The organism is Streptosporangium sp. NPDC006013 (assembly GCF_040614275.1).
Lineage (GTDB): Bacteria > Actinomycetota > Actinomycetes > Streptosporangiales > Streptosporangiaceae > Streptosporangium.
The window spans coordinates 1-21,383 of record NZ_JBEXUE010000070.1; the positions used below are offsets into that span (position 1 = coordinate 1).

23 protein-coding genes and 1 pseudogene are annotated in these 21,383 nt (G+C 68.5%); 13 read left to right on the top strand and 11 right to left on the bottom strand.

The features are described from left to right. The 3 genes and pseudogenes from ABZ260_RS13755 to ABZ260_RS13765 form a co-directional block, all read right to left on the bottom strand. Positions 1-234 (bottom strand): annotated as a pseudogene (locus ABZ260_RS13755) (hypothetical protein); the annotation flags it as partial. Beyond that, on the bottom strand, positions 231-1,217 hold the full coding sequence (locus tag ABZ260_RS13760) for a zinc-binding dehydrogenase (RefSeq protein WP_355616584.1): 987 nt from the start codon (positions 1,215-1,217) through the stop codon (positions 231-233). The pseudogene ABZ260_RS13755 and the gene ABZ260_RS13760, both read right to left, overlap by 4 nt. Positions 1,218-1,475: 258 nt before the next feature. Further along, complete coding sequence (locus tag ABZ260_RS13765) at positions 1,476-2,945, bottom strand: aldehyde dehydrogenase family protein (RefSeq protein ID WP_355616586.1); 1,470 nt, start codon at positions 2,943-2,945, stop codon at positions 1,476-1,478. 75 nt (positions 2,946-3,020) lie between these two features. Here ABZ260_RS13765 and ABZ260_RS13770 point away from each other — a divergent pair, with 75 nt between their 5' ends. The 3 genes from ABZ260_RS13770 (at position 3,021) to ABZ260_RS13780 (ending at position 7,084) form a co-directional block, all read left to right on the top strand. After that, positions 3,021-4,103: an NAD(P)-dependent alcohol dehydrogenase gene (locus ABZ260_RS13770; protein WP_355616588.1), complete on the top strand. Its 1,083-nt coding sequence runs from the start codon at positions 3,021-3,023 to the stop codon at positions 4,101-4,103. Positions 4,104-4,258: 155 nt separating this feature from the next. Further along, positions 4,259-6,484 carry a cytochrome P450 gene (locus ABZ260_RS13775; RefSeq protein ID WP_355616590.1) on the top strand — a complete coding sequence of 742 codons (2,226 nt, stop codon included), beginning with the start codon at positions 4,259-4,261 and terminating at the stop codon, positions 6,482-6,484. Positions 6,485-6,604: 120 nt separating this feature from the next. Next, positions 6,605-7,084, top strand: a complete 480-nt coding sequence (locus ABZ260_RS13780; protein ID WP_355616592.1) for a hypothetical protein — start codon at positions 6,605-6,607, stop codon at positions 7,082-7,084. Between the two features lie 90 nt (positions 7,085-7,174). Here the strand turns inward: ABZ260_RS13780 and fdhA are convergent, their stop codons facing one another. The 5 genes from fdhA to ABZ260_RS13805 form a co-directional block, all read right to left on the bottom strand. Further along, positions 7,175-8,398, bottom strand: a complete 1,224-nt coding sequence (gene fdhA, locus ABZ260_RS13785; RefSeq protein ID WP_355616594.1) for a formaldehyde dehydrogenase, glutathione-independent — start codon at positions 8,396-8,398, stop codon at positions 7,175-7,177. Positions 8,399-8,899: 501 nt separating this feature from the next. Beyond that, positions 8,900-9,256 (bottom strand): hypothetical protein, encoded by a 357-nt coding sequence (locus tag ABZ260_RS13790; protein ID WP_355616596.1) that lies wholly within the window; start codon positions 9,254-9,256, stop codon positions 8,900-8,902. After that, positions 9,253-9,723, bottom strand: a complete 471-nt coding sequence (locus ABZ260_RS13795; RefSeq protein ID WP_350955391.1) for a hypothetical protein — start codon at positions 9,721-9,723, stop codon at positions 9,253-9,255. Before ABZ260_RS13795 ends, ABZ260_RS13790 begins: the two co-directional genes overlap by 4 nt. Positions 9,724-10,717: 994 nt before the next feature. Then, positions 10,718-11,191 carry a hypothetical protein gene (locus ABZ260_RS13800; RefSeq protein WP_355616599.1) on the bottom strand — a complete coding sequence of 158 codons (474 nt, stop codon included), beginning with the start codon at positions 11,189-11,191 and terminating at the stop codon, positions 10,718-10,720. 80 nt (positions 11,192-11,271) lie between these two features. Beyond that, positions 11,272-11,733 (bottom strand): hypothetical protein, encoded by a 462-nt coding sequence (locus tag ABZ260_RS13805; RefSeq protein WP_355616601.1) that lies wholly within the window; start codon positions 11,731-11,733, stop codon positions 11,272-11,274. 301 nt (positions 11,734-12,034) lie between these two features. On the opposite strand from ABZ260_RS13805, the gene ABZ260_RS13810 reads away from it, so the two are divergent. From ABZ260_RS13810 to ABZ260_RS13820, 3 genes are read left to right on the top strand one after another with little or no spacing between them, the layout of a single operon-like run. Continuing rightward, positions 12,035-12,370, top strand: a complete 336-nt coding sequence (locus ABZ260_RS13810) for a metalloregulator ArsR/SmtB family transcription factor (RefSeq protein WP_355616603.1) — start codon at positions 12,035-12,037, stop codon at positions 12,368-12,370. Beyond that, positions 12,367-12,837: an SRPBCC domain-containing protein gene (locus ABZ260_RS13815; protein ID WP_355616605.1), complete on the top strand. Its 471-nt coding sequence runs from the start codon at positions 12,367-12,369 to the stop codon at positions 12,835-12,837. Before ABZ260_RS13810 ends, ABZ260_RS13815 begins: the two co-directional genes overlap by 4 nt. A gap of 20 nt (positions 12,838-12,857) precedes the next feature. Next, positions 12,858-13,370: a DUF6069 family protein gene (locus ABZ260_RS13820; RefSeq protein WP_355616607.1), complete on the top strand. Its 513-nt coding sequence runs from the start codon at positions 12,858-12,860 to the stop codon at positions 13,368-13,370. Positions 13,371-13,631: 261 nt separating this feature from the next. Here ABZ260_RS13820 and ABZ260_RS13825 read toward each other — a convergent pair whose 3' ends face one another. Continuing rightward, on the bottom strand, positions 13,632-14,105 hold the full coding sequence (locus ABZ260_RS13825; RefSeq protein ID WP_355616609.1) for a MarR family transcriptional regulator: 474 nt from the start codon (positions 14,103-14,105) through the stop codon (positions 13,632-13,634). 86 nt (positions 14,106-14,191) lie between these two features. Between ABZ260_RS13825 and ABZ260_RS13830 the strand changes: the two genes are divergently transcribed. Continuing rightward, on the top strand, positions 14,192-15,058 hold the full coding sequence (locus tag ABZ260_RS13830; RefSeq protein ID WP_355616611.1) for an alpha/beta hydrolase: 867 nt from the start codon (positions 14,192-14,194) through the stop codon (positions 15,056-15,058). Between the two features lie 49 nt (positions 15,059-15,107). Here ABZ260_RS13830 and ABZ260_RS13835 read toward each other — a convergent pair whose 3' ends face one another. Together ABZ260_RS13835 and ABZ260_RS13840 are read right to left on the bottom strand one after the other, a co-directional pair. Continuing rightward, positions 15,108-15,626, bottom strand: a complete 519-nt coding sequence (locus ABZ260_RS13835) for a type II toxin-antitoxin system RelE/ParE family toxin (protein WP_355616613.1) — start codon at positions 15,624-15,626, stop codon at positions 15,108-15,110. A 2-nt stretch (positions 15,627-15,628) separates the two neighbouring features. Continuing rightward, positions 15,629-15,841 carry a prevent-host-death family protein gene (locus ABZ260_RS13840; protein WP_355616615.1) on the bottom strand — a complete coding sequence of 71 codons (213 nt, stop codon included), beginning with the start codon at positions 15,839-15,841 and terminating at the stop codon, positions 15,629-15,631. 219 nt (positions 15,842-16,060) lie between these two features. Here ABZ260_RS13840 and ABZ260_RS13845 point away from each other — a divergent pair, with 219 nt between their 5' ends. From ABZ260_RS13845 to ABZ260_RS13870, 6 genes are all read left to right on the top strand, one after another. Continuing rightward, positions 16,061-16,777 carry an ABC transporter ATP-binding protein gene (locus ABZ260_RS13845; RefSeq protein ID WP_355616617.1) on the top strand — a complete coding sequence of 239 codons (717 nt, stop codon included), beginning with the start codon at positions 16,061-16,063 and terminating at the stop codon, positions 16,775-16,777. Then, on the top strand, positions 16,774-17,496 hold the full coding sequence (locus ABZ260_RS13850; protein WP_355616619.1) for an ABC transporter permease: 723 nt from the start codon (positions 16,774-16,776) through the stop codon (positions 17,494-17,496). Before ABZ260_RS13845 ends, ABZ260_RS13850 begins: the two co-directional genes overlap by 4 nt. Continuing rightward, entirely contained in the window at positions 17,490-18,743 is a 1,254-nt protein-coding gene (locus ABZ260_RS13855) for a sensor histidine kinase (protein ID WP_355616621.1), read from the top strand. Before ABZ260_RS13850 ends, ABZ260_RS13855 begins: the two co-directional genes overlap by 7 nt. Before the next feature lie 15 nt (positions 18,744-18,758). Further along, positions 18,759-19,385 (top strand): response regulator transcription factor, encoded by a 627-nt coding sequence (locus ABZ260_RS13860; protein ID WP_350928544.1) that lies wholly within the window; start codon positions 18,759-18,761, stop codon positions 19,383-19,385. Positions 19,386-19,661: 276 nt separating this feature from the next. Then, positions 19,662-20,963 carry an FG-GAP-like repeat-containing protein gene (locus ABZ260_RS13865; RefSeq protein ID WP_355616624.1) on the top strand — a complete coding sequence of 434 codons (1,302 nt, stop codon included), beginning with the start codon at positions 19,662-19,664 and terminating at the stop codon, positions 20,961-20,963. A gap of 181 nt (positions 20,964-21,144) precedes the next feature. After that, positions 21,145-21,342 carry a hypothetical protein gene (locus tag ABZ260_RS13870; RefSeq protein ID WP_355616626.1) on the top strand — a complete coding sequence of 66 codons (198 nt, stop codon included), beginning with the start codon at positions 21,145-21,147 and terminating at the stop codon, positions 21,340-21,342. Positions 21,343-21,383 lie beyond the last annotated feature (41 nt).

Consider the following 21,383-nt stretch of genomic DNA (forward strand, 5'->3'; position numbering starts at 1 on the left):
GACCAGGCCCGGGATGACGACGCAGCCGCCCGCGTCGAGTTCGGCCGCGCCGGGGAAGTCCTTCCGCAGGGTGGCGGCGGGACCGATCGCGGCGATGCGCCCGTCGGCGACGGCGACGGTGGCGCCGGTGACCACCTCGCGGCGCGGCGACATCGTCACCACGTCCCCGCCGACGATCAGCAGAGCGGCGTCATGCCCCGCTCGATCCGGCTGCGCTGCCCGCTCCTCCGTCATGGCCGCACCAGCACCCTGCCGACCAGATCGCGCGAGCGCTCCAGCCCGAAGCTCTCGTGCAGGTCTTCCAGGCCGCACTCGGCGGCGCGGAGGGTGCGCATGCCTCCCGCGAAGTACGCGTCGAGCATGGCGGTGAAGTCAGCCGGGACGTAGGCGCCGGCGCCCAGCAGGCGGAGCCCTCGGTGGTAGATCTCGGCGAGGGAGAGGGAGACCTGGTCGCCGCTGGTGTTGCCGAAGGTCACCAGCCTGCCGCCGATCCGCAGGCAGCTCAGGGAGTGCCGCCAGGTGGCGGCGCCCACGTGATCGAGGACGACGTCGGCGCCCCTGCCGCCCGTGTGGTCGCGGACCGCGTCGGCTATCGGGGCGTCGTTGCGTAGCAGCAGGTCGGCACCGAGCCCGGCCGCGACGGCGAGCTTCTCGTCGCTTCCGGCCACGGCCACCACCTGGGCACCGGCCCGCTTGGCCAGCTGGATCGCGGCGATGCTGACGGAGCCGGCCGCGCCCTGGATCACCACGCAGTCGCCGGCGGTCACCTTCCCGACGGCGTAGGTGGCGTTCCAGGCGGTGCTCCACGGGGTGGGCAGCGCCGCGGCCTCGTCGAGGTCGACGTGGTCCGGCACCGGGTGTGCCAGGTCGGCGGGGACCGCCACGAACTCGGCGTAGCCGCCCGGCATGTTCCCGCCGATGACCCGCAGCCGGACGCAGTGGCCGCGGTCACCGGCCAGGCAGTGCGGGCACGATCCGCAGCCCACCGTAGGATCGACCACGACCCGGTCCCCGACCGTCAGGCCGGTGACCGCCGATCCGATCGCCGCCACGTGGCCGGCGATGTCCATGCCGGCGATGTGCGGCAGGCTGAAGCCGGGGAGCACCCCGGGGCCGCGCCGCTGGAGCAGGTCGAGCCGGTTGAGGGCGCAGACGCCGACCCGGACGACCACGTCGAGCGGACCGGGCTCGGGGTCGGCGACCCGTTGAACGCTCACCGCCTCCGGACCTCCGAAGGCCGTCTGGACCAGTGCTCGCAACTCTAACCCTCCAAGCGATCGTTATTCACGATGGCATCTCGCATTGTGATTCATCGCCCGCAATGCGTCGTACTCTGCCGCCGCTCCGATAGGCGTGTCAATGCCTCCGGAGCCAACTGCCCCGCGCGTCACATGCTTGTTACATGCGTGCCGCGTGGCGCGAATATGTGCAGGTTGGAACGCTGCCATTTAACAGCCGCTCCGTCACTGCCGCGTTCATTCCACGGGCGACCGGTCGAGCAGACGTACCGCGACAGCCTTCTCCTGCGTGTACTCCCGCATGGCGGCGTATCCGCCGCCGCGGCTGAAGCCGCTGTCCCTCTGCATGTTGAAGGGGAAGCCGATGACCCCGGCGTCGGCGAACTGGTTGACCGAGACCTGCCCCGAGCGCACCTCCTGGGCCAGGCGCAGCGCCCGGGAGACGTCGCTCGTCCAGATGCACGCCAGCAGGCCGAAGTCGGTGTCGTTCATCATCTCCACCGCCTGCCGGGCGCCGGAGAACTCCTGCACCGCGAGCACCGGGCCGAACACCTCCTCCCTGGACAGCCGGGAGCGCGGGTCCACGCCGTCGAAGAGCGACGGCTGGACGAACCAGCCGCCGTCCGCCCGCTGCGCGGGGCCACCCCCGGTGACCAGGCGGGCGCCCTCGGCGGGGGCACTCTCCAGGAAGCCGAGCACCCGGCGGTACTGCGCCTCGTTGACCAGCGGCCCCATGTCGAGGTCGGCGTCCCACGGGCCGATCCGCACGGCGCGCATCGACTCCGCCACCCGCTCCACGACCTCGTCCCTGATGGACGCCTCGACGAGCAGCCTCGACCCCGCGTAGCAGTTCTGCCCGGCGTTCTCGGTGATGGAGCCCACGATCGCCGGGATCGCCACGTCGAGATCGGCGTCGGCGAAGAGCACGTTGGGCGACTTGCCGCCCAGCTCCAGCTTGACCGGGACCAGGTTGTCCGCCGCGGCCCGCATGATCGCACGGCCGGTGGTCGTGGAGCCGACGAAACTGATGTGGTTCACACCGGGGTGTGAGGTGAGCGCGGCACCGGCGTCGGCGCCGACTCCGGCGAGCACGTTGAGCACGCCCGGCGGGAAACCGGCCCGCCGCGCCAGCTCCGCCAGCGCGAACGGCGCCAGCGGCGCCACCTCCGAGGGCTTGAGCACCACCGTGTTGCCCGCGGCCAGCGCGGGGGCCACGTTGGCCGCGGTGAGCACTGCCGGAACGTTCCAAGGGATGATGACCGCGCAGACGCCGTACGGCTCCTGCAGGGTGTAGCCAAGGTAGTCGGGGGTGCGGGTGGGAAGAGTCACGCCGGTCAGCTTGTCGGCGGCGCCCGCGAAGTACTCGATGATGCCCTGGGCGATGAAGATGTTCATCCGGCCACCCGACAGCGGCTTGCCGACGTCTCGGGCCTCGAAGCGGGCCAGGTCCTCGACATGCTCACCGATCAGCTCCGACCAGCGGCGCAGCAGCCTGCCGCGCTCGGAGGCCGAGGTCGCGGCCCAGCCGGGGAAGGCACGCCGGGCGGCCTGCACGGCGTCGTCCACGTCCGCTCGGCCCGCGCAGGCCACCGTCTGGATGGTCTGGCCGGTGGCGGGGTCGGCGATGTCGAGCTCGCCGGCGTCACGAGCGGCTGCCCACTCTCCGTCGATCAGTTGCTGGGCGGAAGGGATCACAAGTTCGGCCATGTCGGAATCCTTGACCCCCCTTGTTCTGCATGTCAAGATGCCATCTCGTTTTATGAAAATAGCTGTGGAGGATCCGTGCGTATCACCGCCGCCGTTCTGGAGGCCTCCGGAGGGTCCTTCGCCCTCCGGGAGACAGAACTCGAAGAGCCCCGTCCCGACGAGGTGCTGGTCCGGGTGAGCAGCACCGGCATCTGCGGTACCGACCTGGAGTTCGCCACCTTCTTCCCCACCCCCGCGGTGCTCGGCCACGAGGGCGCCGGGGTCGTGGAGCGGGTCGGCTCGCGGGTGACCTCGGTGGCCCCCGGTGACCACGTGGCGATGAGCTTCACCTCCTGCGGCGCCTGCTCCCTCTGCCTGACCGGCTCCCCCGCCTACTGCCGGAGCTTCGACGCCCTCAACTTCGGCGGCAGGCGGCCCGACGGCTCCTCGGCGCTCTCCCTGGACGGCGCGCCGGTCAACGGCCACTTCCTCGGGCAGTCGTCCTTCGCCACGCACGTCGTGGCGACCGAGCGTGCCGTCGTCCCCATTGACAGGAACATCGACCTGACCCATGTCGGCCCGTTCGGCTGCGGCCTGCAGACCGGCGCGGGTGGGGTGTTCAACGTGCTGCGCCCGTCCCCCGGCTCCTCGATCGCCGTCTTCGGGGCCGGCGCGGTGGGGGTCGCGGCGATCATCGCGGCGGCGATCAGCGGCTGCTCGGTCGTCGCGGCGGTCGACGTCAACGCCGCCAAGCTGGAGGCCGCCCGCTCCTACGGCGCGACGCACACGGTCGACTCCTCCGTCTCCGACTCGGCCGAGGCACTGCGCGAGATCGCACCGCACGGCTTCGACTTCGTCATCGACACCACCGGCCGCCAGGACGTGCTGCGCACCGCCGTCGAGGCGCTCGGCCCGCTCGGCCGGTGCGGCGTGATCGGCGTCGGCCCCAGCCAGGAGATGAGCTTCGACTGGCGCAGTATCCTCAACGGGCGCACCGTCACCGGGATCATCGGCGGCAGCAGCCTCCCCCAGGTGTTCCTGCCCAGGCTGCTGGACCTGTACGTCGCGGGACGCTTCCCGGTGGACAGGATGATGACGTCCTACCCCTTCGAGCGGATCAACGAGGCGATCGCCGACCTGCGCGCCGGTAGGACCGCGAAGGCCGTCCTGACCTTCTGAGCTCCCGGTCCTCGCCGGAGACCGTGTGACATCGCTGCGATATGCGAGACATTGTCTCGTGATCCGCACGTGAGTAGACTTCCGGCACCCAGACACCCAGTGGCGCGGCTGGGCAACACCGCGCATCGTTCGTATGGATATGGGGCCTGTGCGCCATGACCCAGCAGGTTGACTTCGACCACCACTCCGCGGCGTGCACCGCGGACCCGGTCACCTACTACGACTCCTTTCGCGAGCAGTGCCCGGTCGGCCGGACCCCGGCCCACGGCGGCTTCGTCTACACGACCCGCTACGCGGACGTGACCAGGATCGCCCGCGACGACGACACCTTCTCCTCCTCCAGGGCCTCCTCGGGCGAGGACCGGGTCGCGATCGTCATTCCCAGCGGGCCTGGCCTGGAGCAGTACCCGATCGAGTTGGACCCTCCACAGGCCACCGAGTACCGCGACCTGATCAACCCCCTGCTCACCCCGGACGCCGTCGACCGGCTGCGGCCGATGATCGCCAGGCACGCCACGCGCGTCGTCGACGCGTTCATCGAGCACGGCTCGGCCGACTTCGTCCGTGATCTGACCAATCCGCTGCCCGCCGCGGTCACCCTGGACTGGCTGGGCTTCCCCGAGGAGGACTGGGCCCGGCTGGCCGGGCCGATCCACGACATCTTCGCCGCGCCCGCCGACAGCGACAGGGCCCGCAGGGGCGCCGAGGGCCTCGCCTACATGGAACGGCGGATCCGCGAGATCATCCGGCTACGCCGGGCCGAACCCGCCTCGGACGCGACGAGCGTCCTGGCCGCACAGCACCGCCCCGACGGCACCCCGTACGGCGAGGACGAACTGGTGTCGGTGATCGGGCTGCTCATCGCGGGCGGTGTCGACACCACCACGTCGCTGACCGGCAGCGTCCTCGTGCATCTGAGCCGTCACCCCGAGCAGCGGCGCCGCCTGATCGAGTCGCCCGACCTGCTCGACACGGCCACCGAGGAGTTCCTCCGGGCGTTCGCCCCCTCGCAGTCCATGGCGCGCACCGTACGCGCCGACACCGAGATCGGCGGGTGCCCGGTACGGGCCGGCGAGCGCGTGCTGATCCCGTGGGTCGCCGCCAACCACGATCCGGCCGTCTTCCCCGACCCCGCCGAGGTGCGCCTGGACCGGGACGCCACCAGGCACCTCAGCTTCGGCATCGGCACGCACCGCTGCGCCGGCGCTCACCTGGCCCGCGCCATGTTCCGCGAGATGATCACCCAGGTGCTGACCAGGCTGCCCGAATTCCAGGTGCTCGAAGACGGGCTCGTCGCCTACCCCACGCGGGGGAACCAGTCCGGCTGGGACGCGATCCCCGCGATCTTCCCACCGGGACCCCGGCTGGGTGCCGGATCCGCGCCCGGCACCCAGCCGGCCTTCACCTCTTCTTTCAACAAGGCCGCCTCCTTCGAGGCGGTCGTCACCCGGGCCGAGCCGGTCGCCGACGGTGTGCTGGCGCTGACCCTGGCCAGGGCGGGCGGCGGCGAACTGCCCACCTGGGAGCCCGGCGCGCACCTGGAGTTCCGCCTGCCGTCGGGCCGCGTCCGGCAGTACTCCCTGTGCGGCGACCCCGGACAGCGAGACAGCTACCGGGTGGCGGTGCTGCGCGAGGAGAACGGCCGCGGCGGCTCGGCCGAGATGCACGAGATCGCCCGTGAGGGTGTCACCGTCGGCGTACGGGGACCGCGCAACCACTTCCCGCTGGTGGCCGCCGAGGACTACCTGTTCGTCGCCGGGGGTATCGGCATCACCCCGATCCTGGCCATGGTCCGCGCCGCCGCCCGCCGGGGCAGCCCCCTGCGCGCCGTCTACGGCGGGAGATCCCGCGCGTCCATGGCCTTCGGCGACGAACTGGTGGAGTGCGCGGGCGAGCGCGCCGAACTGGTGCCACAGGACGAGTTCGGCCTTCCCGACCTGGACGCGATCCTGGCCTCGGCGGGGCCGGCCACCGCGATCTACTGCTGCGGCCCGTCCGGGATGATCGAGGCCGTCGAGCGGGTCTGCGAGCGCCTGGGCATCGGCGACCGGCTGCACGTCGAGCGCTTCACCGCCGGGGACGCCCCGGAGGTGCTCTTCGACCCGGCGGCCAACACCGCCTTCGACGTCCACCTCGCCCGGACGGGGCGGACCGTGCGGGTCGAGCCCGACCAGCGCCTCATCGAGGCGATCCGCGAGGTCGCCCCCGGCCTGTCCTACGACTGCGAGAAGGGATACTGCGGCGCCTGCGAGACCCGGGTGCTCGCGGGAACGCCCGAGCACCGCGACTCGCTGCTGACCGCCGAGGAGCGGGAGGCGGGCCGGACAATGATGATCTGCGTCGGCCGCTCGTCGTCACCCCGCCTGGTCCTGGACCTCTGACGGTCCGGCGAGACTCGCAGGAAGCGAGGAGCGGGGGCGGAGGGGGAATCGCCCACGGGTGCCCCACCTCCGCCCCTCGCTCCTGTACCGCTCGCGCGGATCCGTCATACGATGCCGCACATGCCGAACTTGGGACCCGTGGAACTGCTGATCGTCGCCGTCCTGGTCGCGGTGATCCTGGTGATCGTCATCGGGGTCGTCATGGCCGCCAGGAAGGGCAACCAAGTGCCCATGCCCATGCCGACGCCCATGCCTACCCCGCAGGGGCTGCATGAGCTCGTCGTCGGCCTGGTCCGCACGGGACGCAGGATCGAGGCGATCAAGGAGCTGCGCCGCCACACCGGGCTCAGCCTGCGGGACGCCAAGATGACCGTCGACGGCGTGGCCATGGGGCACGACCTGTGGAGCCAACCCGCCATGACCCGGTTCAAGCCCGCCCAATCCACCGCTCTGCCGCACCCCGGTGCCGCGGGCCCTGACCTGGCCACCCGCGTGCGCGAGCTCAAGGCCGCCGGTCGCGCGGAGCAGGCGGTCTATCTGGTGCGCGGCGAGACCGGCATGGGCGAGCGCGAGGCCGAGTTGTTCGTCGAAGCACTTTGAATCCGGGCGACCACCGGGAGCGGTGGCAGGTACGAGGAAAGGGCCGGTTCACCCCGCCCGCACGCGGGATCCGGCGTCGGTGACAGGCTGCTAGCCCGTCGTGCCGAGCATGCCGTTGGGGTCGAGCACGAACTTGGACGCGGCGCCCTGGTCGAAGTCCTGATACCCCTGGGGTGCCCGCTCCAGCGGGATCGGCACCGCGTTGACCGCCTTCGCGATCTGCACCCTGTCGTGCAGGATCGCCTGCATCAGGTAGTAGTTGTAGCGCATGACAGGGCACTGGCCCGTGGTAAAGGAGAGTGACCTGGCCCAGCCGAGGCCGAGCCGGAGGGAGAGCGAGCCCTGCTTCGCCGCCTCGTCGTGGGCACCCGGGTCACCGGTCACGTACAGGCCGGGGATGCCGAGCGCGCCGCCCGCTCGGGTGATCTCCATGAGCGAGTTGAGCACGGTGGCCGGTCGTTCCTGTCCGGCGTCGGCGCCGTGGCCGCGCGCCTCAAAGCCGACGGCGTCGACGCCGCAGTCGACCTCCGGCACGCCGAGGATCTGCTCGATCTGGTCCCTGGGCTCGCCCCGTGACACGTCGACGGTCTCGCAGCCGAAGCTGCGGGCCTGCTCCAGGCGGTCCTTGTTCAGGTCGCCGACGATGACCGCGGCGGCCCCGAGGAGGAACGCCGAGACCGCCGCGGCGAGCCCGACCGGGCCCGCACCCGCGATGTAGACGGTCGATCCCGGCTTCACCCCGGCGGTGACACAGCCGTGGAAGCCGGTCGGGAAGATGTCGGTGAGCATGGCCAGGTCGAGGATCTTCTCCATCGCCTGGTCCCTGTCCGGGAACTTGAGCAGGTTCCAGTCGGCATAGGGCACCAGGACGTACTGGGCCTGCCCGCCGACCCAGCCGCCCATGTCGACATACCCGTACGCCGAGCCCGGCCGGTCGGGGTTGACGTTCTCACAGATCCCGGTCTTGCCCTCCTTGCAGTTGCGGCAGCGGCCACAGGAGATGTTGAAGGGCACCGAGACAAGGTCGCCCACCTTCGTGAACTCCGCGTCCGGGCCGACCTCGACGACCTCTCCGGTGATCTCGTGGCCGAGGACGAGGCCGATGGGCGCGGTGGTGCGGCCGCGGACCATGTGCTGGTCGCTGCCGCAGATGTTCGTCGCGACGGTCTTGACGATCGCCCCGTGCGGCACCTTGCGGCCCACGTTGGCGGGGTTGACCCCCGGGCCGTCCTTGAGCTCGAACTCGGGGTAGTCGATGTTCCGGACTTCCACCTTGCCCGGTCCCTGGTAGGAGACGGCTCTGTTGCTCGGCATGACGTCCTCCGTGTTCCCTCGTGGCGCCCTTCCGCGTGATGCCCGGTGGAGCAGCCGGTCGTCGCCCGAGAGGAGGGCTACGAGGGGGCTGTGACGGCCGAGTCCGGACCGGAGACAATGACTCACTGTCCGTTTTCCACCATATACCCGCTGTTTTCGACGCCACCTCGGGAGCCGTTCCCCGCGCGAAGGGTCCGGCAACGCCCGGTCCGCCGGCGCCGCAGTGGCTGTTCGATGCCTGGTGCCATGAGGTGGCCCTCCGCGGGGCCCCCGGTCGCGGGTCGCGCCGGGTAGCCGACGACCTTCGCAAGTCGTGTGCCCGGCAGGTGCTTCCTTCCCTCTGGGCTGGTCACCTCTCCGCGCCCGGTGCCAGGGTGACCGGTATGTTCGCGATCACCGTACTGACAGAGGACGGTCACCGGTGCCGCAGTGGCCGCCGAGGTTCGGGAGGCTGCCACGGTCTGGACGAGAGATCACCTGGTTGGATTCCCGCCTTCGGTTTCAACCGTCGGTGTCTTTCGGGTGACGAGGTGAGGCATAGACGATCCAGACAGTGCGAGTGGCGTCATCGATGGCATAGCGGACGCGTCCGCCACTGGTGACCTCGAATTCCCATTGCTCCAGGTCCTGGCCATTATGACGATGAGTCGCGAGGTCACCGCGTAGGCGATGTTGACGCTCGTGATCCGCCCGTGAACGTGGATCGCCGCGCAGTACCTCGAAACATCGGCGTGTGTTGCCCAGGGCGTGACGACACAACTCCTCCCATCCCTTGACCGCATCACTGGTACCGAACCGGATATCCCATTCGTCATCCGAAGGCGGGACCGTGACCCGGTCACCACGCTTCGGACTCATGCTGAGACCTCTACCGGCCCGAAGTCGCCACTTGTGGCCTTGCGAGCCTGGGCGTAGTGCGCGGGGTCGGCCTTGATCCGAGCGGTCGCCCGCCAGCCTGCGATGACTTCCTGTGTGGTGACATCGACATCCAGTTCCGCGGCGTCAGAGAGTGCCTCCACCAGTTCGAGGGTGAAGGCACGCAGTTCGGCGGAGGTGAGGTGGCGAACCCAGGGGAAGACCTCGGGCATGGCGATGACCAGCGCGCGGGCGGTCGGATCGTGCTTGATGAGGGCGAGGAACAGACGGGATGCCGTAGCCAATGTCTGCCCGCGCTGATCCTCACGATCGGCGGCGGTCAGGTAGAAGTCCGGGGCATCGCGGTGGGTGACGCGTACTCGACCGAGGCGCGCGGCGCGCTCTGCGACGGCTCGAGGGTTTCTCGACAGGTCCGAGAAGGTGACGGCGTCGGCGTTGCTGGTGCTCACCCTGCCATCGTAGGTCAGAACACATTCTGAAGTCGGTGAACCGGGGAAGGAGCGTCACACGATCGCCTGTCAGTAAGCAGGACAGATCGAGCGGCCAAACGACTCTCAGCGCGAAAAACAATCATGAATCGTGCAGCAGCCCTTAGCAGGTCGCCCTGCATCAGTTCCCAACTCGATGAAGGAGCAACGGAGAAGCCGCGCAGACGGACACGGCTCACGACCAGGAAGGCAGAGGCGAGCCCCACAAGCCCCCAGAAGCCGGGCGCGAGCCATACCGGTGAAGTCGGCGCTACTCCTCGGTCGGGACCAGGCCCGTCTGGCCGGCGGCCCACTCGGACGGGTCACCTAGCTTGACGTTGGTGCCGCCCATCGTCCATTGCCAGGTGGCCCGTGAGCTTCGACGGCCTCGCGGTCTTCCCGCGCGTTCGTGCACACCGTCCTCGTCAATGGTCGTCATCAGAGGTCGGCGGTGACGAGCAGACGGATCTGGGCGTCCACCCACGCGTCAGCCATCCGGCTCGTGTCCTCGCCGTCGAGTACCGTGCCCCAAGACAAGCTTGCGCAAGCCAGTCGGCTCCTCAGCCTCAGGACTCTCCAACAGCTTCAGGACCTTGGGTACGGCGTCCGCGGTTACCGAGATCTGAGAGTGCCGCAGGATGCGCGTAGCGACCCGCGGATGAACGTCCAGGGCCGCCAGGAGCGAGGCGCAGCGATCGTTGTCGGCTCAGTTGAAGACGGAGACACGGGTGCGGTGGCGCTGTGGTGTGTCGATTTCGTCGATCACCGCCACCGCGAGGTCCGCATAGGACAGCTGCGCGGTTGTCAACTGCGGCATGGTCTCTCCCCCCGATCCGGTAGCGGCCGGTCCTGAGGCCTGCCGATTCCAGCAGCGCAGGCGGGGTCAGCATGAGCCAGTCGACGACTGTGTCCTTTGCCGCCCGGAGCCTGTCCAGGCCGGCCGTGTGCGCAACGGCCCGATCCCGGAATTCTGTTCTCATTGGTCGACGTAATCGAAGTAGACGCTGTCCGTCTCCGGATCGAGGTAGAACGCTCCGGAGTCTCCTTCGCTCGTCACCTCAAGGTCGAAGGATCCGCTCCGGACCCACCGGGCGCCCGCGGGCATGAACTCGGCGAGCGGCTTCGGAGGCGAACTCGGCGTCTCGGGCTCGAAATCCCACTGCGGCGTTCCCACGACGGCGGCGGCACCTGCTCTCAACTGGGCGATTCCCACCAGTCGAACGTCGCTGGGGCCCGGAACGGACAACCTGGAATCGCCACCCAAGGCGATGCCGAGCCAGTGCGCGCCAGACAACCGGCCGAGCGCGGCGAACCGGCGTTCCAGCGGCTCCAGGTCCGTGCGGACCCGGTCGTCATCCGCGCCTTGCGCAGTCGATGCACACGCCGCGAGCACCGCCACCGCACCGAGCAGGAGCACCCCCCGGCGTCCGAGATCCACCAGGCCGCCCATGACGCCGTGCTCCTCGGGATTTCCGCGCCCAAGGCGTGATCGCATCGGCCGGCTCATGGCCACCCCCTGTAAATGATCATCTAGTCAGCCCCACGAATGTTCTTCCTGGAGAGGAACAGCAGGATCGTCGCGGCGACGTAGAGGAGCCAGACCATGATCGCCAGCCAGGCGGCCAAGTGCGAGTACCGGTCCAGGACTTCATCGGCCCGGAAAGCCGACGTCGACCACAAGAAGAAACAGAGCAGCGTGTACGGTACGAGGCCCACCGCCATGGCGGCCCACGTGCCCGGCGTCCCGCCTCGTCGCCATGCCAGAGCCGCCAGCGCCAGCGTGATCGCCCCGACTATGGCGTAGGAGTACAGAAGCGTCTGGGCCTTGTCCAGCGCGAACTCGGCGTAGAAGCTCACCCCGTCACCGCCCTTCTCCTGTCTCTCCAGCTCCGCCGCAAGGCCGGGCAGAAGAGCGAGGCTGACTCCCACGACCACCAGCTCGCACAGGCAAGCCGCCAGCAGGCATACGGAAGCACGTCCCGGAACCTTCAATCCCGCCCTCCCCCATCGCCGTCTTCTCTTGGGACCATGGCGGAACCTGCTTGCGAGGCACTTGTGGATCACCAGGAAATCCCGCCGAACCTTGATCGCGAACACGTCTCGAAACCAGGGCTTCGGCGTAGTGGCGAACCGAGCCAAAGCCGTTCCCGGCGATGTCCTGTGATCATGTAGCGGGATCCTGGTCGAGCGACGCCGAGGGTGCCGGACGGCGGCAGTTGGAACCTTTGATCTGTCCATTACGCCGTCCGGCCACTTATTGAACCTTCTGGTTCAGTGAGATATAGTGAACCATATGGTTCAGCAAGAGGTCCTTGACCGTACGTTCGCGGCCCTCGCGGATGCGACGCGACGACAGATCCTCATCCGGCTCGGCCAGGGTCCCGCCTCGATCGGCGAGTTGGCCGAACCGTTCGGCATGTCGCTCACCGGCATGAAGAAGCATGTGCACGTCCTGGAGAACGCCGGGCTGGTCACCACGGAGAAGGTCGGGCGATCACGGCAGTGTCGTCTGGGCACCGAACGACTGGAGGACGCCATGTCCTGGATCAGGTTCTACCAACGGCTCTGGGAACGTCGGCTCGACGGCCTCGACGCCTACTTCACCCTCAAGAAGGAAAACGACCAATGACCCAGAACATCGAGACCGCTCAGCTGCGCACGAGCCGTTTCCTGCCCGCGAGTCCGGAAGAGGTCTTCGACGCCTACACCGACGCCGAGAAGCAGAAAATCTGGTTCAACATCCTCAACGAGAAGCCCGGCATCGTGGAGATCGACGTAGACCTGCGCGTCGGAGGCCGGCAGACCGCAGCGTGGGGACCGGACCCCGACACCCTGTTCCGAGAGACGCAGACCTTCTTGGTCATCGACCGTCCGCATCGCCTGGTCACCGAATCCACCGGCATCAGCCCGGACGGCATGACCATGACGACCACGATCGAGATCACATTTGAAGAGCACGACGACGGAACGCTCCTCACGGTGGTGCAGACCGGATTCCCGGCGCCTGAGATGCGTGACTTCTTCGTGCAGGAGGTCTGGGCCGGAGCGCTCGATCGGATCGAAGCGTACCTGCGCAGCGGGGAGCGGCGGCCTTGACGGAAAGCGCGGAGAGCCAGATGAACACATCGAAGAACGCGCCCGATCGGGCACCGGACGACTCGAACGGATACGGTTACGGCAGCCCCATCATCACCGTCGTCGCAACTGTGGCAGCCGCCCTGTTCCTCAATCTCGTCATCTACGGGCTTGGGCGCGCCGTCGGCGGCGACTTCCGGTTCACCGCCTCGGGTCAGCCCGCCGAGGTCGACGCGCTCACCGTCGCCGGCTTCACCGCCCTGCCGTTGCTTGTGGGGATGACCGTGGTGGCGGTACTCACCCGAATCTGGCCATGGGTGGTGCCCGCGGCGCTGGTCGTCGCCCCGGCGATCGCGCTCGGGACCATCCTTGTCATGACGATTCCCGCTGATTTCGACGACACCAGCAAGATCACGTTGGCGTTGTGCCATGTCATGCTCGTGCCCGTGACCATCGCCGGAGTGCTGAGACTGCGCAGGCAGCGCCATGGACAGGCTGCCGCGGACCCGGATGTCGCCGAGACGACTCCGCCCCCGTCCGGCGGGCACCCATAGGGACGGCGACCGCGGAAAGATTCACGACGGTGGACGAGTACATCGCCGCCCGGAAACGAGGCAAAGGTTAGAGATCAAGCTAGGGGCGATCGAGGGCGAAGGTCACGTCGGCCGACCGCACCGTGCGGACGCGGGGTCCTCGATGATCTCCCTGAGCTTTTGACCGTGGCGAGCTGATCGACGTAGCCGTAGGCCAGGCCCTCGCTATAAACCACCTTTTCCGGGCACGCGTTGTACTTCCGGTCGGACTCATGCTGAAACCTACTCCTGACTGGTTCGCTTCCGGGTGACAGCCTCGTGCACGCCACCGAGAAAGCGCTCGACGGTCGCCTGGTCCGCGGCGTCGAACCGGCTCATGACGGCGACCACCTCGTGGATGAGCGGGCCGAAGAAGCTCCAGCCGAGCGCGACCGCGCTCTCATCCACTTTCAACAGCACACGCCGACGGTCTCGTGTGTCGCGCTCCCGGCGCACATGACCGAGCCTTTCCAGACGGTCGACCACCGCCGTGGTACCCGCGGAGTTGAGGCCAAGTCGCGCCCCCAGCACTCCCGGGGTGGCGGGCGCGCCCGTGCGGGCGGCATCCAGGAGGCAGATGAGCGCACGCACATCGGTCGGGTGGAGGGCGTGTCGGGCGGCGAATCTCTCCCCGACCCGGTCGAGCTCCATGGTGATGGCGCGCAGCAGGTGCACCACTCGCATCCCGGCGTCCTGCTCGTTCACGTCGTCTGCCACCTTTCTCCGTCGTCGCCACTGCCATATTATGGCAATATCTCGCTCAGCGAGATTCTTGCTTGGCGAGCTACCTGTTGAGGTGAGGCATGTCCGGTGATGGCCACGGCGCGAACGCGGCCTTCCTCGCCGCCTATGACGCGGTCCTGGAGCGTTGGCCGGTCCAGGTCGAGCCGATCGACCTGCCGTCGCCGTACGGAACGACACGGGTGAACGCGTGCGGGCCCCCGGACGGCCCGCCACTGATCCTGTTACACGGCGGTGGCACCACCGCGGCGATGTGGTTCGCCAACGTCGCCGAGTTCGCACGCCGGCATCGGGTGTACGCCGTGGACCGCATCGGCGAGCCGGGACGGAGCGTCCGGGGCGAGCGGCCTCCTCGCAACATCCCCGGCCTGCTCGGCTGGCTGGACGGGGTGCTCGACGGGCTCGGGGTCGGAAACGTCGCCGTGTGCGGGCACTCCTACGGCGGGTGGGTCGCCCTGACATACGGCCTCCACGCACCTCAGCGGGTCCGGCGGCTCGTTCTCCTCGATCCGACGCAGTGTTTCGGAGGATTCCGGGTGGGATATCTGGCACGCGCGCTGCCGTCCCTCATCCGGCCGACGGCCTCACGCGCACGAGCTTTCCTGGCGTGGGAGACCGGCGGCGTGGAAACCGACCCCGCCTGGCTGCGGCTGTACGGCCTGGCCGCGGAGTTCCCGGACGCGAAAATCGTGACCGGGAAGCAGCCCGAGCCCGGACTACTGCGCACACTTACGACGCCGACTCTTGTGCTCCTCGCCGGGCGTGGCAGGGCCCATCCCCCTCACCGCGTCGCGTCCGCCGTCACCCGCCTCCTGCCGCACGCGGAGACCGCGGTGCTGCCGGGCCTCTCCCACCACGCGATGCCATGGCACGAGGCCTCCGACCTGAACACCCGCGTCGTCGGTTTTCTCGACAGGACGGCGACTTGAGAGACGAAGGAGACCCCGAACAGCCCTGAGGCCGTACGACGAGTGCGGGCTAACGCGGCCCCGAACGAAACTCCGCCCAAAGGTCGACGGCTTTCTCCAGATCGAGTGCCGCCACCTCCTCACGGGACATGCCCACCGTGTAGATCAACCGGTTGGCGAGCCGGTCAGGAACCGGTTCTCGCACAGGTGTCTCGTCGACATGGAGGTGTTCGGTCAGAGTTCCCAGACGGTCGATGACCTCACCGAGGCGGACGACATCAGGGCGCGAGCCGCCCACCGCCCGAACCCGCACCTTGGCTTCGGCATAGATCTCGGCGTCAGCCCTCTCTCCGACGGCCCAGATCTCGCAGATCTCAATCGCCTTGTCGTCGGTGATCCGGTAGACGACCCGCCAGGTGTTCCGACCGACGACGAGCTTACGGAGTCCGGTCAGCTCCCCACCAAGCGGATAACCGGCCTCGGGGTTCTCCGGCAGCAGGAGAATCTTTTTAAGGACCTTGGGTACGGCGTCCGGGCCGATCCTGCGTAGGTCATCGATGGCCGGATCGGTGAATACGACGTCAGACACCACTACTCGTCCTCATCTGGGAGCGAGCCCAGCGATTCCCGGGTGTGCCCAAAGGCGGAAAGGACATCGTCGATCGACGTCCGCCGCCCGGTGTCGGTCGCCGCCCGGACAAGAACCAACGCCAGGTCACGCAGGTCGGCTGCGGCCTCCTCCAGCTCGTTGAGACGCCGCATGCTCACGACAGCCGCGACCGGCTGGTGCCGGCGGGTTACCACCAGGTCGGTTCCCTGGTGCCGCCGATTCCGCAGTAGCCGACGGAGGTCGGAGGCATCCGCCGGCTGATATTCCGTCTGCCCACTGACGGACCGATTTTCGAGCCAGGTGGACCGATCCCCCTGCCCGGCAGGCCGGGGCTGTGGCCAGGCGCATAGGGCCGACTCCCATCAACCATTCGATGGATTTCGAAAGCGTCGCCCACCGGTGATCCTCGAAACATGACAGTCATCGAGATCGACGGCTTGAGTAAGAGCTACCGGGCCGGCAAGGCGGTGGACAGCGTCTCCCTGCAGGTGAGGCGAGGCGAGATCTTCGGAATCGTCGGCGCCAACGGAGCGGGGAAGACCACGGTTGTGGAATGCATGTCGGGGTTGCGGCGGCGAGACGGCGGCACCCTGCGGGTGCTGGGTCTGGACCCGCAGAACGACCGGCGCAAGCTGATGCAGCGCATCGGTGTCCAGTTGCAGGAGGCAGCCCTGCCCGACGCGATCAAAGTCAGTGAGGCGTTACGGATGTATGCCTCCTTCTACGACAAGCCCGCCGACTGGCGGGAGATCATGGACGAGTGGGGGCTGACAGACAAGAAGCGCGCCGGCTTCGCGAGCCTGTCCGGCGGCTGGAAGCAGCGACTGTTCATCGCGCTGGCCCTGGTCGGCAACCCGGAAGTCGTCTTCCTCGACGAGCTCACCACGGGCCTGGACCCCTCCGCCCGCCGTAACACCTGGGGTCTGATCCGCGACATGCGCGAGCGCGGGGTCACCGTCGTACTGGTCACCCATTTCATGGACGAGGCCGAGGCGCTGTGCGACCGCATCGCGATCATCGACCAGGGCCTGGTCATCGCCGAAGGCAGCCCGCGCGAGCTGATCACAAAGGGGCAATCCGATTCGCTGGAGGGCGCGTACTTCGCGCTGACCGGAAGGGAAGTGGAATGAAAGGCATCACGCAAGTCATCGCGGTCGAGCTCAAACTGATCATGCGTGATCCGATGTCGGCGTTCTTCGCCTTGGCCTTCCCGGCGATCATGCTGTGGGTCAAGTTGCGCAGCGGCAAACCCCTGCCGGGCGGGCTGCCGGCCGTCGACGCCACGGTGCCGATGCTGAGCATCTTCGTCATCGGTCTCGCCGCGCTGGTCATCCTCCCCGCCACACTCGCCGGGTACAGAGAACGCCGGGTGCTGAAGCGGCTGCGCGCCACTCCCGCCTCGCCCACCATGCTGTTCGGTGCCCAGTGGGCTGCTCACATGCTGCTGGCCGCCCTCGGGACGGTGCTGTTGACAGTCATCGGCCTGGCCGTCTACGGGCTGACGGCACCCGTAAACGCGGGAAGCGTTCTCCTGGCGTGGATACTCAGCGCGCTGAGCCTCAGCTCCATCGGCCTCCTCGTCGGCGCGCTCGTCCCCAGTGGCCGCACCGCGACGGTGATCGGGCTGAGCCTCTTCTTTCCGATGAGCTTCCTCTCCGGCGCCATCATCCCCCGCGAGACCATGTCCGGCTCGATGCGTGCCATCGGCGACCTGACCCCCATGGCCCCCGCAGTCCGGGCAATCCGCGACGGCTGGGCCGGCGATGCGACATCCCCGATCACCCTGGGCGTCATGGTCGCGATATCCATCGTCGCCGGTGGCGCCGCCCTCAGGGCGTTTCGGTGGTAGCCGCCGACGACCCCGCCGCCTCGCACTGGGATCGCGTCTGGCCCGCCCTGCCGTACCTCTTCATCCTGCTTCCGGCGGTCTTCGCCTTACTGCGGGACTGGAGGCCGGAGGTGCTGGCCCTGGCGTTACTCGCCGGCGCCTGGTACTGGTTCATGGTCATGTCGCATCCCGGCTGGATCGAGAGACCGGTGGTGGTGATCATTTACTTCATCGTGATGCTCACCGTCATCGGGGCACTGATCAGAATCGACACGCTGTTCACGGTGACGGCCCTGGCGATGTTCATCCAGTCCTTCACCCTGATCCCTGGGTGGTGGGCATACGCAGGGGTGGCTGCGACAGCCGGTGTGCTGGTCGTCGCTCGCCCTGAGCAAGGGCGGACCCCGAGCCAGATGCTCTTCTCCTTCCTCGTCGCACTGCTGGTCGCCTCCGCGATCGGCCTGGTCAGCCACGCCATCCGCGATCAGAACGAGAATCGCAAGGTGATGATCGCGCAGTTGCAGGAGACCGGCGCCAAGCTGGCCGCGCTCGCGGAGGAGAATGCCGACCTGCAGGCCCAGCTACTGACCCGCGCTCGTGAGGCCGGTGTGCTCGCGGAGCGGCAGCGGATGGCCAGGGAGATCCACGACACCATCGCGCAGGGTCTGACCGCCATCCTCACCCAGCTCGAAGCCGCCGACCGCGTGATCGACGACATGCCTGCCGTTCGCTCACCCCTGAACACGGTGCGTACCTTGGCCAGAGAGAGCCTGAACGAAGCCCGCCGATCGGTCCAGGCGTTGCGTCCGGCACCGCTGGACGAAGCCCAGCTCGCCACCGCCCTGCACGACACCGCGATGAAATGGTCGCAGACCACCGGCGTACTCGCCTCTGTGTCGGTCACCGGCGACCCCCAGCCGCTGCATCTGGAGGTGGAGGTCACCCTGCTGCGGGTGGCGCAGGAGGCGCTGGCCAACGTCGGCAAGCACGCCTCGGCCACCCGGGTCGCCCTCACCCTGTCGTACATGGAGGACGTCGTGGCACTGGACGTGCGTGACGACGGGGCCGGCTTCACCCTTGAGGCGGCGGGCTCCTCGAACGCGGGCGGCTTCGGCCTCATCGCGATGCGGCAGCGCGTCACCCGGCTGGCCGGGAACTTCGAGATCGAGACGGCCCCCGGCCAGGGAACGGGGATCTCCGCCACCATTCCGGCCATCCCCGCCGACTCGGATTCAAGATCGTCCGACCACTCCAGAAACGCGTTGTGAGACATGCCGATTCGTATGATCATCGTGGATGACCATCCAGTCGTCCGCGATGGGCTGCGTGGAATCTTCGCCGACGACGATGCCTTCGAAGTCGTCGGTGAGGCGGCAGACGGGCCGGAAGCACTCGTCGTGGCCATGCGGACCAACCCCGATGTCGTGCTCATGGACCTGCGCATGCCGAAGATGAGCGGCGCGGAGGTCATCCGCCGGCTGCGCGAACAGACGCCCGGCATCCGGGTACTGGTCCTGACCACCTTCGACAATGACGCCGACGTCCTGCCCGCGATCAAGCAGGGCGCCACCGGCTACCTGCTCAAGGACACCCCGCGCGCCGACCTGCGTCGCGCGGTGCGGGCGGCGGCCCGCGGCGAGACGGTGCTGTCCCCCTCCGTGGCCGACGTGCTGACGCGCAAGGTGCGCAAGCCGGAACAACGGACGCTGAGCCGCCGGGAAATCGAGGTGCTCGGGCTCATCGCCCGCGGCGCGACCAATCGTGAGATCGCCGCGAAGCTGTTCATCACCGAGGCGACGGTGAAGACGCATCTGCTGCATATCTTCGCCAAACTCGAGGTGAACGACCGGGCGGCCGCGGTCGCGGCAGCATATGAGACCGGCCTGCTCAAGCCGGCCACCGACGTCTGACCAAGGGCGCTTCGTGGTCGAGACGGCTCTGATCGGTGCGGCTGGTGTCCGTTCACATCGGTGACGAGCCTCCTCGGTCTCACCGGCCGCCCGATCGTCACGGGCGCGTGGTGGTGGGGGTCGTGCCCGGCCGAAGAGCCACGGCGGCCGCCCAACTCTTCTCAGTCGCCATCCTGTTACTCAGCCCAATCCGCTTGGCTTCGGCCACCTATCTCGATGGGTCACATAGCTTGACGTTGGCGCCGCAGTAACCGACGGAACGCTTAGCATCCCTACATGTCCCCTCGCATAGTGATCATCGTGTTGGCGGCCATGCTCGCTACCGGAGCCTCGTTGCCTCCTCGCCCCGTCCGTGGGGATGTCAACGGGGACGGCGGAGCCGACCTGGTGGTAGGTGGCGCCGGTCTGCTCACGATTCAGCCTCTGAAGGGCAGAGCGGCGGTCCGGAACCAGCACGCGACCGCGCTGTCGACGGGCGACTTCGACAAAGACGGCCTCGCAGACGTGGCGGTCGGCACCGGCGGCACGGTCACCATCTTGTACGGCCGGCGCGCGGACGGCCATGTCGGCCGGAGCAGCCGGTTCACCCCCGGCCAGGGCGGTGTTCCCCGGCTCGGCACCGGCCACGGCTTCGGCAACGCGCTGACCACCTCTGACTTCAACCGGGACGGTTACGCCGACCTCGCCGTCGGTGCACCGGAGACCACGCTGAACACCGCGGCGGTGCGCGGCGGCGCCGCCGTCGTCCTGTACGGCTCCCGCCGCGGTCTCACCTCATCCGGGGCACTGCGGCTCAGCGAGGACACACCGGGAGTGGTCGGCTTCAGCCAGCACAGCCGTCTGTTCGGCGCCGGGCTGGCGGCCGGAGACGTGACCGGCGACGGCTACAGCGACCTGGTGGTCACTGCGCCGTCTGGGCGGCCGGGATACGACATCGGCGGGGCCATCCACGTGTTCAAAGGGTCGGCCAGAGGCGTGACGATCACTGGAAACACCATGGTGACCAGCGGAAATGTGGACGGCCGCGTCATGGATGTGCAGGCGTGCGCGGGCGGTGTCGAGGGTGCCGACAACAAGGCGAACACCGCCAGGTGCACGCGCGAGCCGTTCGGCTGGTCAGTCCGGGTCGGCCGCTTCCACGGCGGCAAGTACGCCGACGTGATCGCCGGGATCGGCACCGGCAGGCTTCTCGTCCTACGAGGCGGTCCCGTGGGTGTCGACAAGCGCCGGTTGAAGACACTGGCTCTGCCCGGCATCGCCGGGACCAGCGACCCGGCCAACGACTACGCCGGCTCCCTCGCGGCCGGCGACGTCGACAAGGACGGTTACACCGACCTCGTCGCGGGGGCTCGCGGCAGGGGCGAGGTCGCCGTCCTGTACGGCTCCGCCGCCGGGCCGCGCCGGCCTGACTGGATCGGGAAAGGCGGGGCCAACGTGGCACTGCTCGACGTGGACGGTGACACCGTCCCGGAACTCGCCACCACCGACGGAGACTCCACCCGGGTTTTCTGGATCAAGAACGGCCGGGTTGCCAGGACCATCGCTCTGCCCCTGCAAGGCAGGCTGATCGCACGCTGACCAGAGCCGATACCCGAACTGCTGAACAAGAAAGCTCGAAGTCACCGGCAATCATGCCTCTAATGAGGGTGAACCGAGAGTGGTCTGCTCGTGACCGTGGCTCCCGTTAGCCCCGGATTCTCCACCACCGCCGAGGCCCTGCGGCTGCGCGAGTGGCAGCTCGGCCCGGCCCACGCTCGTCATGAACCAGTTCTCTGCCGAGGAGTTCAGCCTGGTTGTGGACGACCGGGCGGACGTGCACGTCAGCAGCAAGAACGGCCGTTTCTACCTCGGGTGGTTCCCGCTCGGGCGTCCCGGCCAGCAGTACCCAGATGACCAGGTGGGCGGGGTCGAGGCGGACCGCGCGTACCAGAGGAGATCAGTGAACCGGTCTGGGTAGCGCTGCGCGAGGGCCGCAGCGGTACGCACCGAGCGCAACCG